The organism is Pseudoalteromonas rhizosphaerae, from assembly GCF_902498845.1.
GTDB lineage: Bacteria > Pseudomonadota > Gammaproteobacteria > Enterobacterales > Alteromonadaceae > Pseudoalteromonas > Pseudoalteromonas rhizosphaerae.
This window is the reverse complement of record NZ_CABVLM010000008.1, coordinates 1-16,421: the sequence shown is the minus strand read 5'-3', so window position 1 is coordinate 16,421 and position 16,421 is coordinate 1. Positions and strand designations below refer to the sequence as shown.

Genomic DNA, 16,421 nt, shown 5'->3' with positions numbered 1-16,421 from the left:
AAGTGTAGTCAAAAATACTGTTTTAGCAGTTTTATACTCTGCTTTTAAAACAGCGCGGCTTGCTCTATAACAATTGCGTGGCGTTTTGCAAGGCGCAAGTGATTTCTATCATAACCTCCGCCAATCACGCTTGCCACTGGCGTATTGTGCTCAATACAGCGCTTAAACACTAAGTGATCTCGTTTTTCAATGCCTTGCCAGCTAATATCAAGTTTACCTAAACCATCTTGCTGCCAAATGTCGACACCTGCATCATAAAGCACTAAATCAGGGTTAAGTTCTTTGAGTAAAAAGCGCAAGGTATCATCAACAACCCCTAAATATTCATCATCTTGCATATTATTAGCTAAACCAATGTCGAGATCGCTGGCGGATTTGCGAAATGGAAAATTCTTTTCACAATGAATCGAGCAGGTATATGCATATGGTTGGTGTTGTAACATGGCTGCGGTGCCATCGCCTTGGTGTACATCTAAGTCAAAAATCAATACATTGGTCACTTCAGCTGATTGAATCAGCGTTTGTGCAGTAAAGGCTAGGTCGTTGACCATACAATAGCCAGAGCCAAAATCGCTGTGAGCGTGGTGTGTACCGCCGGCTAAATGGCATGCAATGCCGTGCTCAAGAGCTAAGCGCGCAGTTTGCAACGTGCCTTGAGGTGCGGTAAAAGTTCGTGCCATTAATTGTTCAGACCAAGGTAGCCCAATACGACGCATCGCTTTATCATCTAAGCGGTTATGCCATAAATCTTGAATGTAATTATCACAATGTACCAATTCAAGCGCCTCAGGGCTGCCAAGTTCAGGTGTGATTAGGTTGCTATTCGCCAAACCAAGTGCTTTTACTTGTTGGTATAAATGGGCAAATTTACTCATTACAAAACGATGGTTAGGATCAAAGTTAAACGAATAGTTAGGGTGATAAACCAGCGGTAAGTGTTGATTAAGAGCCATAGTCAGATTGCGTTGCGAATTTTCTCTAGGGTAACCTACAGGGCAATTTCAATCCAGTTACTTGCTTTACGCACTGTGGATCAAACTCTCAAGTTCACGGTGCAGTAGTGTATCGTCAGCGAGGTTTAACTCAATTAAACGCTTTAAATGGGTAATACTATCTATATCAATATGGGTACATTTTAAACCTATATGTTGTTGTTCGATATGGCAAATAGTGACAGTCATCGCGATGATTACTTCACTTTGCGGGAGTTTAAAGGCAAGAATAGCACTACTATTTTTTGTAAAGTTAAAGTTATTATTGCGACTAACCAGAGCGCCATTTAATGATATATCGAGCAACTGGCAGGGGTAACTATGGGTATTATTGGTTAAATGCGCGGGAGTTGAAAATAAAATGCGCGTGTAATGTCGGCGGTTTTCCATCATTATTCCTTTTAGGAGTATTAGGATTAAGTGTAGCCTGTTTTTTAGTCAGTATGTGTAATTAATACCAATCGACTTAAATATTTAACCATTCTAGCGAGCTAAATAAAGCGCTAACTGCGTTATAAATTTTTCATGTAGAACAACTACATGTCAAAATTTATGTCTTGTTATCACTCCATTTATCTGTCGCTATAAATGGTCAGTAACTTAACACGATTGGTATAAGCTGAACTCTGGATCGTGAATCCCTGATCTAGATTCTAGGTTAATAAAAAAAGCCCCACATAAATGTGGGGCTTAAAATATTTTTAGAACCTAGAACTTAACCTATCTTCTTGTACTTAATACGTTTAGGTTGCGTAGCCGCAGTGCCTAAGGTCTTTTTAAGCCATTCTTCATATTCAGTGTAGTTACCATCGAAGAAGTTAATTTGGCCTTCGTCACGGTAATCAAGAATATGTGTTGCAATACGGTCTAAGAACCAACGGTCATGCGAGATACACATAACGCAGCCTGGGAATTCTAAAATAGCGTTCTCAAGGGCACGTAATGTTTCAACGTCCAAATCATTGGTTGGCTCATCCAGCAGGATAACGTTGCCACCGGCTTTTAATAACTTAGCTAAGTGTAAGCGGTTGCGTTCACCACCTGACAAGTCCTTAACAAATTTTTGCTGATCGTTACCTTTGAAGTTAAAGCGACTAACATAGGCACGGCTTTGGAATTCAAAGTTACCAATTTTTAGTACGTCTTGGCCGTTTGAAATTTCTTGGAAAACAGTATTGCTGTCGTCCATATTGCCACGGAACTGATCAACGGTTGCCAGTTCAACCGTTTCACCTAGGTTAATTTCACCGCTGTCTTGTTTGTCTTCACCACTGAGCATTTTAAACAGCGTTGATTTACCTGCGCCATTGGCACCGATAATGCCAACAATTGCGCCTTTAGGCACAGTAAAGCTTAGATCATCAATTAACACGCGATCGCCAAAGCTTTTCTTCAAGTTTTTAACTTCAATAACTTGATCACCTAAACGTGGTCCAGGTGGAATAAATAGCTCGTTGGTTTCATTACGTTTTTGGTAATCAGACTGCTGCATTTCAGTAAATTGCGACATACGCGCTTTTGACTTAGCTTGACGACCTTTTTGGTTTGAACGTACCCACTCAAGTTCTTGTGCAATTGATTTTTGACGGGCTTTTTCAGACTTTTGCTCTTGCTGCAGGCGCGCATCTTTTTGCTCAAGCCAAGAAGAATAATTACCTTCCCATGGAATACCTTCACCACGGTCAAGCTCTAAGATCCAGCCAGCTACATTATCGAGGAAGTAACGGTCATGGGTTACCGCCACAACAGTGCCTTCGTAATCATGCAAGAAGCGCTCAAGCCATGCTACAGATTCTGCATCTAAGTGGTTAGTCGGCTCATCGAGGATAAGCATATCTGGTTTTTCAAGCAGTAAACGACAGATAGCCACTCGGCGACGCTCACCACCTGACAAGAATTCAATTTTAGCATCCCACTCAGGTAAGCGCAGGGCATCTGCGGCGCGCTCTAATACGTTGTCGATATTATGACCATCGTGGGCTTGAATAATTGCTTCAAGCTCACCTTGCTCTTTGGCTAGAGCGTCAAAGTCAGCATCTTCCATCGCGTATTCGTTATATACTTCATCAAGACGGTTAAGCGCGTTTTTAACTTCGCTGACTGCTTCTTCCACAGTTTCACGAACTGTTTTACTTTCATCTAGAATAGGCTCTTGCGGTAAGTAACCAATTTTAGTGCCCGGTTGAGGATATGCCTCACCTTCAAACTCTTGATCAAGGCCGGCCATAATACGTAGCAACGTTGATTTACCAGAACCGTTTAAACCAAGTACACCAATTTTTGCGCCCGGGAAAAAATGCAAAGAAATATCTTTTAAGATAGTGCGTTTAGGTGGCACAACCTTAGATACTCGACTCATCGAGAAAATAAACTTATCAGGTAAAACCATGGAAGGAGCCTTCAAATAATAATAAAAATTTCAATGTTGTATTGTAGTGGCTCATAGGTGAAACAGTCAACGAATGGCGTAGCTTTTCAAAGTCAAGTGGGTTGTAAGAAAGTGTAGTAAGTTGTTTTATATTGTATTGGCTTGTTGTTTGGATGTTAAAATGGTTGCATAGTGTTAACAATTGTTTTGAAAAGGAAATTACAATGCAGAAACTCATCTATTTAATAATAACTATTCTAGCAGTGTTATCTACATCGGCTTATGGCCAATTAAACTCTAAGCACCTGTATTCAGGAGGGGCTGTGGGCGATCAAACTCTTAAACATGGAGATAAAGGTTTTACTGATGATTACGATTTTCTAGTCGTGAGTCCAATTATAGGATATCAATTTCATCCGAATTTTAGCATTGAAGGAAGAGCTGGTTTCGCTATTGATAACGATGAATCAAAAGAACACTTTTTCTCATTTGATGATAGTACTGATTATACTAGTTTTAGGAATGAAGCCAAGTTAAATAGTCAATATGGAGTTGCTTTAAAAGCTATTTACCCTTTATTCGACGCTGTTTCTTTTTTTGCTAGTGCAGGTTACTACTATAGTAGCTATAAGATTCGAGGTATTTATGATGCAGAAGGAATATTTTATCCACCACGGTTAAATGCTGATTTTAGTGAGTCGGGTTTAGCTGCCGGATTTGGGGGGCAATATTTTTTGACAAAAAATTGGCAGATTGCAATTGAATATCAGTACTTTGATCAAGACCATAGCGAGACTGAGGCTATCAATTTCAATATAAACTATCACTTCTAAATTTGAGTTTATTATAGTTTTGCAGCTACTTCATTATATGCAGTAGTAATTTTTTACTTTTTCCTATGCTTCAAATTAAATATTGGAATAACTTTTTATATTAATCTAATAAGGAAGTTCATAGGGAGGAGGAATGTCTTTAAGTAATAAAAGGAATAATTATGAAATTAAAATTGTTTACGTGCCTTACTTCGATCATTTTGTGTGGTTACTCTGTTTCGAGCAATGCTGAAATACTCCATGTGAACGGCTTTTATCAAGGTGTAGGGATAGGCTCAACACAAGTTGATGTATATGAGAGTAATAGCGTTCAATTTACCACATTTTACGGTCGTTTTGGTTATCAGTTTTCACGATACTTTGCATTAGAAGGGCGTGTAGGCTTTGGATTAAATAAAGAGGCAACGCCGCTAAACGGGTTTGTTTATACTCAAAACCAACAGGATGGTTCGCTTACATCAGAATTTATCCGAGGCCAAGTTGATTCAGGACTCAATTTACAAACGAGCATTTTTGTAAAAGCTAACTACCCAATTTCACCTAGAGTTGATGTGTTTTTATTTGGGGGGTATGGCAGAAACAAATTAAGTTACGATGGCGGCGACTTAAGAAAATTTGCAGAAGCAGTAATTGGTACAGATACACAAACTACACTTATTACAGAGCAAAATTACGATGAAGGTGGGGTAACTTTCGGAACTGGGGTTGATTATATGTTGAGCCAACGCTGGCAAGTTAGCGCAGAATATCAATATTTTGATACTGATCAAGGCGATATTAACGCACTTAATTTATCTGTTAATTATCGTTTTTAAAACCGCATGCGCTACTGACTTTAGTAGCGCGATTCAAAAAATATCAAAACAAATATAATTCAATAATTCTAAGCACTTCTTTCAATTTTGTTTCTATCTTAAAATTCATTTGGACATCTAAACATCTAGAGGTTGAAATTTCCACCTATCCGTTCATAATTAGCCATTGGTTAATTATGCCTTGGAGATGAGTATGCCTATTACCGTTAAAGATGAATTGCCCGCAATTGCGAAGTTACGTCAAGAAAACGTATTCGTAATGCCAAAAAGCCGCGCTAAAACCCAAGAGATCCGTCCGATGCGCTTGGCGATTTTAAACTTAATGCCTAATAAGGTAGAAACCGAGGTGCAATTTATTCGTTTGCTCGCTAATTCACCCTTACAAGTGAATGTAGAGCTATTACGTTTAGACACTCATCGCAGCAGTAGCAATTCAGAGCAGCATTTAGACACTTTTTACCGTTATTTCTCTGAAGTGAAAGACAACAATTACGATGCATTACTCATTACCGGCGCACCATTGGCACATTTAGAATATGACGATGTAGCCTACTGGGATGAACTAAAAGTAATTTTAGATTGGGCGGAGCAGCATGTAACCTCAACATTATTTTCGTGTTGGGCGGCTCACGCGGGTTTATTTCATCATTATAATCTAAAGCGTGAGCTAAAAGAAAATAAGCTCTGTGGCGTGTTTACCCATAAGTGTTACTTTGAACATGGAGCCTTAACGCGTGGTTTTGACGATACCTTTGTAGTGCCTCACTCGCGTTATGGTCATATTGATATCGAAAAAATTAACGCTTGTGATGACTTAGTTGTGCTGGCAGGTTCAGAGCAAGTAGGCGCTTACTTAATAAAAAATAAATCCGGCAGCCAAGTGTATATTACCGGGCATCCTGAGTATGATGCAGACACTTTAAAAGGCGAATATCAGCGCGATTTAGAAAAAGGCCCTGATGCGCCATTGCCTGAAAATTACTTTCCAGAGAACAACCCAGATAACGAACCGTCGAAAACTTGGCAAAGCCATGCCTTTTTACTGTTTTCGAATTGGTTAAATTATTATGTGTACCAAACCACACCCTATGATATTAATTTAGTTAGCCAAGCCGTAAGGACTAACAACTATGCCGAATAATTTAGAAAACAAAAGCGCCGAGTTAATTGAAGCGTTAAAACAGCGTATTTTAATTCTTGATGGTGCTATGGGTACCATGATCCAAGAACACAAATTAGAAGAACACGATTACCGTGGCGAGCGCTTTAAAGACTGGCATGTGCTAATTAAAGGTAATAATGATTTATTAAGCATTACACAACCAAAAATTATTGCTGATATTCATCGTGGCTTTTTAAGTGCAGGTGCCGATATTATCGAAACCAACACCTTTAATTCGACTACAATTTCGATGGAAGATTACGATATGGCCAGCATCAGCCGTGAAGTAAACTTAGAGTCAGCTAAATTAGCACGCAGTATTTGTGATGAGTTTACTGCTAAAAATCCAGCAAAACCACGCTATGTTGCGGGTGTTTTAGGGCCAACCTCAAAAACCTGTTCAATCTCACCGGATGTGAACGACCCCGGTTATCGCAATGTCACGTTTGATAAGTTAGTCACCGCGTATGTTGAATCAACCCTTGCTTTAATGGAAGGTGGTGTTGATTTAATTTTGATAGAAACAATTTTTGATACGCTTAATGCAAAAGCGGCTTCATTCGCGGTTGAAGAAGCGTTTGAACAAGCAGGGCGCAAGTTGCCTGTGATGATCTCTGGCACCATAACCGATGCCTCGGGCCGTACGCTGTCAGGGCAAACCACCGAAGCATTTTATAATTCTATTCGTCATATAAAGCCAATTTCAATTGGCTTGAACTGCGCGCTAGGTCCAGATTTATTGCGCCAATATGTAGAAGAACTATCGCGTGTTTGCGAAACCTTTGTTTCTGTTCACCCCAATGCTGGTTTACCGAACGAGTTTGGGGAATATGATTTAGAAGCACCTGAAATGGCTCAAGAAATTATCGATTGGGGCAAGTCTGGCTTTATCAATATTGTTGGCGGTTGTTGTGGTACCACACCTGCACACATCAGGGCATTTTCGAAAGGGCTTGAAGGTGTTAAACCTCGCCTATTGCCAGAGCTTGAAGTGCGTATGCGCTTATCAGGCCTTGAAGCGTGTAATTTAAACTAAGGTAGCCGAGATGACACAAAAAATAGCAGTATTTACCAACGTTGGCGAACGTACCAATGTGACCGGCTCAGCCATGTTCAAACGTTTGATCATGGAAGAAGATTACGAGACCGCGCTTAATGTTGCCCGCGAGCAAGTAGAAAACGGCGCACAGGTTATTGATATCAATATGGATGAAGCCATGCTGGACTCAAAAGCCGCCATGGTGAAGTTTTTAAATTTGATTGCCTCCGAGCCTGATATTTCTCGCGTGCCAATTATGGTTGACTCTTCTAAATGGGAAGTCATTGAAGCGGGCTTAAAGTGTATTCAAGGCAAGGCAATTGTAAACTCAATCTCGCTAAAAGAAGGTGAAGAGCCATTTATTCGCCAAGCTAAAATTATTAAACGTTTTGGCGCCGCTGCAGTGGTTATGGCGTTTGATACCGACGGCCAAGCAGATACAGCCGATCGCAAGTTTGAAATTTGTCAGCGTAGTTACCGCATTTTGGTGGATGAAATTGGCTTTGCGCCAGAAGATATTATTTTCGATCCCAACATCTTTGCGGTAGCAACCGGTATTGAAGAGCACGACAACTACGCAGTTGAATTTATTGAAGGTACACGTCGCATTAAGCAAAACTTGCCACACTGTAAAGTGTCGGGGGGGGTGTCGAATGTATCGTTCTCGTTTCGTGGGAATAACCCCGTGCGAGAGGCTATTCACTCAGTATTTTTATATCACGCAATTCAAGCGGGTATGGATATGGGGATTGTTAATGCAGGGCAACTCGCTGTGTATGATGATATTCCAGCAGAGCTGCGAAAAGCGGTTGAAGACGTTATTTTAAATACCGACCCAGGTGCCGGTGAACGCTTAGTAGAGTTGGCACCAAAATACTCTGGTATGGCGCAAGCAGAACGCGTAGAGGATTTAGAATGGCGCACATGGCCAGTTGAAAAGCGCCTTGAACATGCTCTTGTTAAAGGCATTACTACCTTTATAGATGAAGACACCGAAGAATGCCGCGCTGCTGCCGATAAGCCTATTCACGTGATTGAAGGGCCGTTAATGGACGGCATGAACGTGGTAGGCGATTTATTTGGCGCGGGTAAAATGTTTTTACCGCAAGTCGTTAAATCAGCGCGAGTAATGAAGCGCGCAGTGGCCTACCTAGACCCTTATATTGAAGCAGAAAAAGAAGAAGGTGCTACTAACGGTAAAATCGTGATGGCCACCGTTAAAGGTGACGTACATGATATTGGTAAAAATATTGTTGGCGTAGTACTGCAATGTAATAACTATGAAGTTATCGACTTAGGCGTAATGGTGCCTGCCGATAAAATACTGCAAACCGCGATTGATGAAAAAGCCGATATTATTGGTTTATCAGGACTGATTACACCATCGCTTGATGAAATGGTACACGTTGCCAAAGAAATGAAGCGCCGTGGTTTTGAACTACCGCTATTGATTGGTGGCGCGACTACCTCAAAAGCGCATACTGCCGTTAAAATCGAGCCACAATATGACAAAGGCGTGGTGTATGTAAATAACGCCAGTCGCGCTGTAGGCGTGGTTTCTAACTTATTGTCGAAAGAGCATAAAGCTGAATTTTTAGCAAAAACCAGCGCTGAATATGTCAAAGTACGCGAGCAGCAAGCACGCAAAAAACCACGTTCAAAACCGGTTACTATTCAACGTGCCCGCGACAACGCCGCCAAGCTTGATTGGGATAATTACACTCCACCGGTGCCGAAAAAGCTGGGCGTGACAGAGTTTAAAAATGTCTCGATAGCCACTTTACGTAAATACATAGACTGGACGCCGTACTTTATGACCTGGTCAATCGCCGGTAAATACCCACGTATCATGACTGATGAAGTGGTTGGCGAGCAGGCGCAAAGCTTATTTAAAGACGCTAACGACATGCTTGACGACCTTGAAAAGTCAGGCAGTTTGCAACCGCTTGGCGTAATTGGTTTATTCCCAGCTAATCGCGTGGGTGACGATATTGAAATATACACAGACGAAACTCGCGCTGAACTATTAACCACATCGTGCCATTTACGTCAGCAAACAGAAAAAACCGACTTTGCTAACTACTGCTTAGCTGATTATATCGCCCCGAAAGGCACGCCTGATTACTTTGGTGCATTTGCGGTAACAGGCGGTCTTGAAGAAGACGACTTAGCTGATGCGTTCGATGCACAGCAAGATGACTACAACAAAATAATGGTAAAAGCGGTGGCAGATAGACTCGCCGAAGCCTTTGCTGAGTACTTACACGAACAAGTGCGTAAAGAATATTGGGGTTTTGCCCCAGACGAAAACCTTGCGAATGAAGATCTTATTCGTGAAAACTATCAAGGTATTCGCCCAGCACCCGGTTACCCAGCATGTCCAGAGCACACTGAGAAGAAGAAAATCTGGCAACTACTCGATACTGAAAAGCGCATTGGCATGCAGCTCACCAGCTCATACGCCATGTGGCCCGGCGCTGCGGTATCAGGCTGGTACTTCTCTCACCCTGAGGCTAAATACTACGCCGTAGCGGCAGTACAAAAGGATCAGGTTGAAGATTACGCTCAACGAACCAACATGACGCTGGAAGAGGCCGAAAGGTGGCTGTCGCCTAATTTGGGGTATGAGCCGGAGTAAGTGAAGCTGTAAGCGGTCAGCTATCAGCCGTCAGTTTAAAACAAAAAAGCGAGCCAAATTAGGCTCGCTTTTTTTATAAATAATAACGGTGTAAGTTGGTGATTTATTAACTTTGTTGCATAAAATTATGAAATGTGGCTTTGGTGCTAAATAACAAAGGGCTTTTCATAGTTCGGATAATCGATTGTTTACAATAGGTTTGTTTAGTAGAATTACTAAACAATGTAATGGAGGTCATTTTGGGTGCTTAAAATATCAGAATGGTATTTGAGAAGCCCTTAGGCTAAATCAATAAGGAATATCGTGGCTACAGAAATTAATCAATCAAGCGTAATTAAAGACGAATTTAACTTTTCGACTCTGGGTATAGGGATAAAACTTTATTTAGTTGTACTTTGTGCTTTTTCACTAATACTTTCTATTGTAATGGTGAGTATAGTTATTAAAAAGGGAGGCGTACACCCAGCAGCACTAGTTGTCGCTGTAAGCGGTGTTTGTGGTTATGCTTATTGGCATTTATGGGCTGTATCTAGACGAAAGGTTAACCATATAACTATTTTAGCCGTGCTTAACTTAATAATAGGTGGAAATATTCTTGGCTGTTTAATTATGTTCTTTATTCGCCAATCCGCGGTTAAAGAAATCTCAAGCAATAAATAATTAATGATAAGCCCGCGACACGAAGAATTAACAGTTTTGTTTTAACTTCATACGCTGCGGTATCAGGCTGGTACTTCTCTCACCCTGAGGCTAAATACTACGCCGTAGCGGCAGTACAAAAGGATCAGGTTGAAGATTACGCTCAACGAACCAACATGACGCTAGAAGAAGCGGAAAGATGGTTATCGCCTAATTTGGGGTATGAGCCGGAGTAAGTGAAGCGGTCAGCTATCAGCCGTTAGTTTAAAACAAAAAAGCGAGCCAAATTAGGCTCGCTTTTTTTGTACAAAGTTTTTCCTGATAGCTCTTCGGTATATCATCATACTTTCACATTCAATGAGCTTGCGTATGCCCCTAACCTTGGGTGTAGAATGATTAGTACATTATATTTGTGATTTACTGCACATTCATTATTTGAGAATTTTCTATGGTAAAATTATTTAGCCCACTAAAATTAGGTCCGATAACACTCAAAAACCGCATTATTATTGCTCCCATGTGTATGTATGCCGCAGAAGAAGGCAAGGTGCAACCTTGGCATCATCAACATTATGGTATGCTCGCGCAATCCGGTGCTGGCTTATTGATTGTTGAAGCGAGCGCTGTATACCCTGAAGGAAGAATCTCTTACGCCGATTCAGGTATTTATAGCGACGAATGTGAGCAAGCTTGGCGTGAAGTCGTATCTAATGTAGGTCAATACTCTAACATTCCGATGGTGATGCAGATTGGTCATGCAGGTCGTAAAGCGTCAACTGAATTACCTTGGAATGGCGGTGCGCCTATCGCTCCAGCAATAAAGAACGGTTGGCAAACTATTGCTCCGAGTGAACTTGCTTTTTCAGATGAAGCTCCTTTACCAAAAGCAATGACGCAAGACGATATTGGACGATTAATTACTCAGTTTGTGAAAAGTGCTCAACGTGCCCATAAAGCTGGTTTTTCTGGCATAGAACTTCATGCAGCTCATGGCTATTTACTGCACCAATTTTTATCACCGCTTAGTAATCAGCGTTCAGATCAATTTGGCGGCTCATTAGAGAACCGCATGCGCCTACCCTTGGCAATATTTGATGCTATAAAGGCTGCTTTACCACATGATTTCATGATTGGTGTACGTATAAGTGCAAGTGATTGGGCTGATAATGGCTGGGATATCGAGCAAAGTATCGTATTTTCTCAAGCTTTAGACGCTCGTGGTTGCCATTATATACACGTATCAAGTGGCGGCTTGACTGCACAGCAGCAAATTAAAGTTGCCCCTAATTATCAAGTTGGTTTTGCCGATGCAATAAGTAATAACGTTTCTATGCCGGTTATTGCTGTAGGCTTAATTACTCAAGCTCAACAAGCTGAAGATATTATCTGCGAAGGTAAAGCTGATGCGATTGCGTTGGCGCGTGGTATTCTTTATAACCCGCGTTGGCCTTGGCATGCAGCAGCGAAGCTCGGAGTTACAATACAAGCCGCGCCGCAATACTTGCGCTGCCAGCCACATGAACTTAAGTCATTACTGATACGTGATTGATTACTACCTCTCATAACCAGATGATCTTCTAGTGTGAGAGGCTTTGACTATTCAAGCCAGTTTTTAATACGCTGATTAAGGAAAACCCTCTGAATAAGTATATATTCCAGCAAATAACTCTGCCTTTTACAGCTATGAGCAAAGAAAGTTTAATAAAAGGACTTATATGAAATATTATTTTCAAGCGCAATACCACCAGCGCTTAGATTTGTTTGATAATGTGTTTGTCAGTATGGCAACGGGTAATGTTGTTGAGCCATCACTGCCTTTAGAGATCATCATTGAGTCTGAAGATTGTGTGCTTTATGAAAGTGACAATGGCTCTATTATTGATTTTTCTCCGACAACGTTAGGCTATTATTGGATTACTGGGCAAACCTGCTTGCGCACCCGAGACGGATTAGTATTTGAGCCTTGTGATGATAAAGATGCAGTACAATACACTTATATTGACGGGCAGATTTATGGACAAAAAATAAATACTGACTTGAGCCAAATGCCAACCACAAAAAAGCGTTATCATTTTCGTAAGCTTAATGGCTGCAAAGCCCAGCTAAAGCAAAATGATGACTCAAGTTTTACTCTAGAAATTGATGAAAAAGAATATCCTATTGCGTTACATGAGCTTGAATTTTCATTTTTTGTAAATGAAGAAACAGGATTTACGCAAGACGGCGAAAAGCTATATTACTACGACAGACCATTACCTCAATTAACGTTAGTAGACTTTAGGGTTTTACATTTTAATTATGCAAAAGATAATCATGTTGTTGTCTGTGGTGCAGATGTTATTTCGCAAGCGGATGCCGCAACGTTTGAAGTGATCACCACGACTTTAGCAAAAGATAAAAATCATGTTTATGAATTTTCAAAGATTATTAAAGGTGCGGATGCTAAATCATTTGTCGTGATTGATGGTAAAGAACAAGATGCATATCAACAATATAGTAAAGACAAGCAAACAGTTTATTATTTTGGTGAAGCCATTATCGGTGCAGACTTGGCATCTTTTCGCATTATTCATGGACGTTATTCGGCTGATAAAAACTGGGTTTATCGCTCAGGGCTACGTATTGCTCTATTTGATGCTGAGAGTTTCTATTATATTTCACAAAGTTTTGTTGGTGATAAAAACGGCATTTATACTGACTTTCTAAATATTACACAAATAGCCCAGTGTGATGATGTATTTGTTGATTACGATAATGATTACTTTGCCGTAAACGATACCCTGTATTGGGCTGATAAAGAACATCCGTTTGACGCTGATTTAGCTTCTTTTTCTTCAATCAATTGTACTTGGGCGAAAGATGAAACCCATATTTATTATAAAGATGAGGTAGTTTATAAAGGGGGTTACGAAACAGCAGAAATTTTTGATGAATTATTATTAAGAGTGGATGATAAAATCATCTCAAATAGAGGCATTATTGCTGGTGCAAATGCAAAAGAGTGGCATCTGCTGATTTTTCCATTCTATGCCTGTGCTGATCGATTATTTTACCAAGAAGAATTACTTGATAAAGGCGACCCAAATACGTTTGAAGCCCTTGATGACAATCGCTTTAAAGATAAAAGTAATGTCTATATTTTTGATAACGATTTTGAAATAGTAGATACCATCGTTGATATTAATACCGAGAAGATTGTACTTATTGATGAGTGTTTTTTAAAAACGCCTGATACAGTGTATTTTCAAGAGTTAGCGATACAAGATGCTGATCCTGATACCTTTGAGGTATTAGAGTATGGCTTTTCGCGTGATAAAAAAGCCGTTTTTTGTAATCAAGAAAAACTCCCTGAACTTAATCCTCTTGACGTTACGATTTTAAATCATAATTTTATTCACGACAACAACACGCTTTATTACCAGTCAACCCGTCTTGATATTGAAGTAAGTAATATGAAGATACTTAATGATGACATTGTGAAAGATAACCGCCATGTTTATTATAAAACACATTATTTAATTGGTGCAGAGGCATCTTCGTATCAACTGAGTACTCGGTTTTTTCAACGAGACAATCAAGGTATTTATCATAATCAGCACCGTTTACCTTTAAATGCTGATGAAACTGTATTTCTTGATGAAGTCTACGCGATTGATAATCTGCGAGTGTTTTTTATTGATAGTGAAATCATGGATGCGGATGTCTCTTCATTTAAAGTGATAGGTAATAACGTGTCAGTAGATAAAAATAATGTTTACTTTCGCGAAAAAAGAGTAGAACACGCTGATCCTGCGAGTTTTAAAATTATGGGCTATGCACAGTTTGTTGATGATAATCATCAGTTCACTATTCGTAATGGTCATATCGTTTGTTTATAAAATTGAATTAACGCGTTGTAGAGTCTATAAAGGCGTATGTTGCTCCTGATTAGTCGCTACATCAATTTACACAATATTGACTTTGGGCAACATGGCTAAAAGTTGTTGTGAATGGTATAAACCGAAACAGATAAATAACATGATGTTCATGAACTGAATCATCAAAATAAAGGACTTAAATGAAATTTTTATATTATACCGGCTTATTTTTATCGCTCATGTTTAGCGCAAATAGTTTTGCGCTTGAACAACAATATCAACAGCCTATTGTAGATCTTATAAAAGCATTTAAAAACCACGATAAAGCGGCTATTTCCTCACATATTCGTTATCCGCTTTCGCGCACATATCCAGTGCCTGATATTAATAATGAAGCTGAGTTAGTTGAGCGTTTTGATGACGTGTTTGATGAGACGCTTATTAAACAGATTGTTGATTCAAATATCGATACTGACTGGGATAAAGTAGGTTGGCGCGGCATTATGCTAAATAGCGGTGTCGTTTGGGTAGATACGGATGGGAAAATCATCGGTATCAATTACCAAACAGCTAAAGAACAATTGCTGGCTAAAAATTTAATAGCAGCTGATAAGCAAGCGCTTCACCCAAGTATTAATGCTTTTGTAGAGCCTATTTTAGATTGGCAAACAGCTAAATACCGTATTCGCATTGATGACTTAGGTGATGGAAACTTCCGCTATGCGTCGTGGAGCAATGATAAAAAAACCAGCGATAAGCCAGATATAGTCTTACTAAAAGGTGAGATCGAATTTGAGGGCAGTGGCGGTAATCATAGTTACACATTTAAAAACGGCCGTTACAGCTACGTATTACAAGTTACAGTGATTGGCTGTGATACCTCACCACCAGGTTGGCTTGAAGTATATAAAGATGGTAAGCGTATTTTATCTCAGGATATTATCAACACTGGAAGTTAAAAGTTAATTATCTTAGATGCAAAAAGGGGAGGGTTCTCCCCTTAAATATAGGGCGCTATTTTATTAAATACGCGCTTTAACAAACGCGGCAATTGCGTCGTCTTGGCAATGTGCGAAAAAGCACTCCTGAAAACGTGGTCCGCCAATCGCTTGTTTAATCAGCTCAGGAGCAATGGCTTCAAGTGCGCTTAAGTAATCTTTAGCAACATCCGCTTTTAGTTGATTTAAAATACCTGCATTTGTTACTTGTGATTCTTTACGTTCTGCTGGATACCCTTGGCCTTTTTCGCCGGTAAATGCTTTTTCAAATATATATTTAATATTTAACTCAGCGCCCCAGCCAAAGCCTTTTGCATAGGGTAAAGCGAGTGCATTACCATTGTTTATTTGTGCAAATAGGTACGCATCTGATGGATCAATACAATAACCACAGCTCACACCAGGAAACGCATTGCTCGCCATGAGTGCGCCTTGACCTGTGCCACAACCAGTCACTACAAAATCTACCGCTTTAGAGTTGAGCAGTAAGCTTGCGATAATTCCTAGGTGAATATAGGTTAGTCGATGATCGTTATCGCCATCCATACCCACATTAAATACTTGGTGATTTTGTGCATTAGCAACAGTGTTAAGCTGTTCAAGTACTATTGGGTTTTTTGCCGCTTGACTGAATTCGTTCATTAATGCGATTTTCATTTGACTCTACCAATTTTGTTAACGTTGAATTGATTCTACATATCAATGCTACCGGTGGCAAATGTTGTTATCTATTAAATATTAGTATTTGTGTAAGTTGCTAGAGGTTAGGAAGTACCATAGGAGCTTTGAGTTTAACTTCAGTATGAAAGCAGCTATTTGAGTTTAAAAATAAAAAACCGCCTGTTCAGGCGGTTTTGTAGTTACCTAGACATAATGACTCCCACACGGTGTTAGCCTCCGCTTTTCGTGGGTTAGCTTAATTCAAAGCCAGAGCCATAATTAGTTTGTCAAATAACTAAACAGCAGAGGCTAACATGAATAAACATAGCATACTTTTTATCGGACTTGATACACATAAAGAATTCAATGAAGTCGCCTATATTGAAGAACATAGAGGTGCACAACCTGTTCACCTTGGTC

General features: G+C 40.0%; 14 protein-coding genes. 10 read left to right on the top strand and 4 right to left on the bottom strand.

The genetic code is table 11. The annotated features are described in order from the left end of the window. Window positions 1-44: 44 nt before the first annotated feature. The 3 genes from PSR9079_RS13225 to ettA all read right to left on the bottom strand — a co-directional run bounded on the left by PSR9079_RS13225 (window position 45) and on the right by ettA (window position 3,381). On the bottom strand, window positions 45-953 hold the full coding sequence (locus PSR9079_RS13225; RefSeq protein WP_149982024.1) for a histone deacetylase family protein: 909 nt from the start codon (window positions 951-953) through the stop codon (window positions 45-47). Between the two features lie 66 nt (window positions 954-1,019). Next, window positions 1,020-1,382: a PilZ domain-containing protein gene (locus PSR9079_RS13220; RefSeq protein WP_149982023.1), complete on the bottom strand. Its 363-nt coding sequence runs from the start codon at window positions 1,380-1,382 to the stop codon at window positions 1,020-1,022. Window positions 1,383-1,707: 325 nt separating this feature from the next. After that, entirely contained in the window at window positions 1,708-3,381 is a 1,674-nt protein-coding gene (ettA, locus tag PSR9079_RS13215) for an energy-dependent translational throttle protein EttA (RefSeq protein WP_145241364.1), read from the bottom strand. Window positions 3,382-3,584: 203 nt separating this feature from the next. On the opposite strand from ettA, the gene PSR9079_RS13210 reads away from it, so the two are divergent. From PSR9079_RS13210 to PSR9079_RS13165, 10 genes are all read left to right on the top strand, one after another. Further along, window positions 3,585-4,193: an outer membrane beta-barrel protein gene (locus PSR9079_RS13210; RefSeq protein ID WP_179959188.1), complete on the top strand. Its 609-nt coding sequence runs from the start codon at window positions 3,585-3,587 to the stop codon at window positions 4,191-4,193. A 161-nt stretch (window positions 4,194-4,354) separates the two neighbouring features. Continuing rightward, window positions 4,355-5,008 carry a porin family protein gene (locus PSR9079_RS13205; RefSeq protein ID WP_149982021.1) on the top strand — a complete coding sequence of 218 codons (654 nt, stop codon included), beginning with the start codon at window positions 4,355-4,357 and terminating at the stop codon, window positions 5,006-5,008. Between the two features lie 193 nt (window positions 5,009-5,201). Further along, window positions 5,202-6,149 (top strand): homoserine O-acetyltransferase MetA, encoded by a 948-nt coding sequence (gene metA / locus PSR9079_RS13200; RefSeq protein ID WP_149982020.1) that lies wholly within the window; start codon window positions 5,202-5,204, stop codon window positions 6,147-6,149. Further along, window positions 6,139-7,206 (top strand): homocysteine S-methyltransferase family protein, encoded by a 1,068-nt coding sequence (locus PSR9079_RS13195; RefSeq protein WP_149982019.1) that lies wholly within the window; start codon window positions 6,139-6,141, stop codon window positions 7,204-7,206. Before metA ends, PSR9079_RS13195 begins: the two co-directional genes overlap by 11 nt. 10 nt (window positions 7,207-7,216) lie before the next feature. Continuing rightward, entirely contained in the window at window positions 7,217-9,847 is a 2,631-nt protein-coding gene (gene metH / locus PSR9079_RS13190) for a methionine synthase (protein WP_149982018.1), read from the top strand. Between the two features lie 303 nt (window positions 9,848-10,150). After that, window positions 10,151-10,507: a hypothetical protein gene (locus tag PSR9079_RS13185; protein WP_149982017.1), complete on the top strand. Its 357-nt coding sequence runs from the start codon at window positions 10,151-10,153 to the stop codon at window positions 10,505-10,507. Further along, window positions 10,504-10,722, top strand: a complete 219-nt coding sequence (locus PSR9079_RS24260; protein ID WP_149982158.1) for a vitamin B12 dependent-methionine synthase activation domain-containing protein — start codon at window positions 10,504-10,506, stop codon at window positions 10,720-10,722. Before PSR9079_RS13185 ends, PSR9079_RS24260 begins: the two co-directional genes overlap by 4 nt. 212 nt (window positions 10,723-10,934) lie before the next feature. Then, a complete protein-coding gene (locus tag PSR9079_RS13175; RefSeq protein WP_149982016.1) occupies window positions 10,935-12,035 on the top strand; it encodes an NADH:flavin oxidoreductase/NADH oxidase in 1,101 nt (366 codons plus the stop codon). Between the two features lie 166 nt (window positions 12,036-12,201). After that, entirely contained in the window at window positions 12,202-14,364 is a 2,163-nt protein-coding gene (locus PSR9079_RS13170; protein ID WP_149982015.1) for a DKNYY domain-containing protein, read from the top strand. Between the two features lie 179 nt (window positions 14,365-14,543). Beyond that, entirely contained in the window at window positions 14,544-15,302 is a 759-nt protein-coding gene (locus PSR9079_RS13165) for a hypothetical protein (protein ID WP_149982014.1), read from the top strand. A gap of 63 nt (window positions 15,303-15,365) precedes the next feature. On the opposite strand, the gene PSR9079_RS13160 is transcribed toward PSR9079_RS13165, so the two are convergent. Further along, a complete protein-coding gene (locus PSR9079_RS13160) occupies window positions 15,366-15,998 on the bottom strand; it encodes an RpiB/LacA/LacB family sugar-phosphate isomerase (protein WP_149982013.1) in 633 nt (210 codons plus the stop codon). Window positions 15,999-16,421 lie beyond the last annotated feature (423 nt).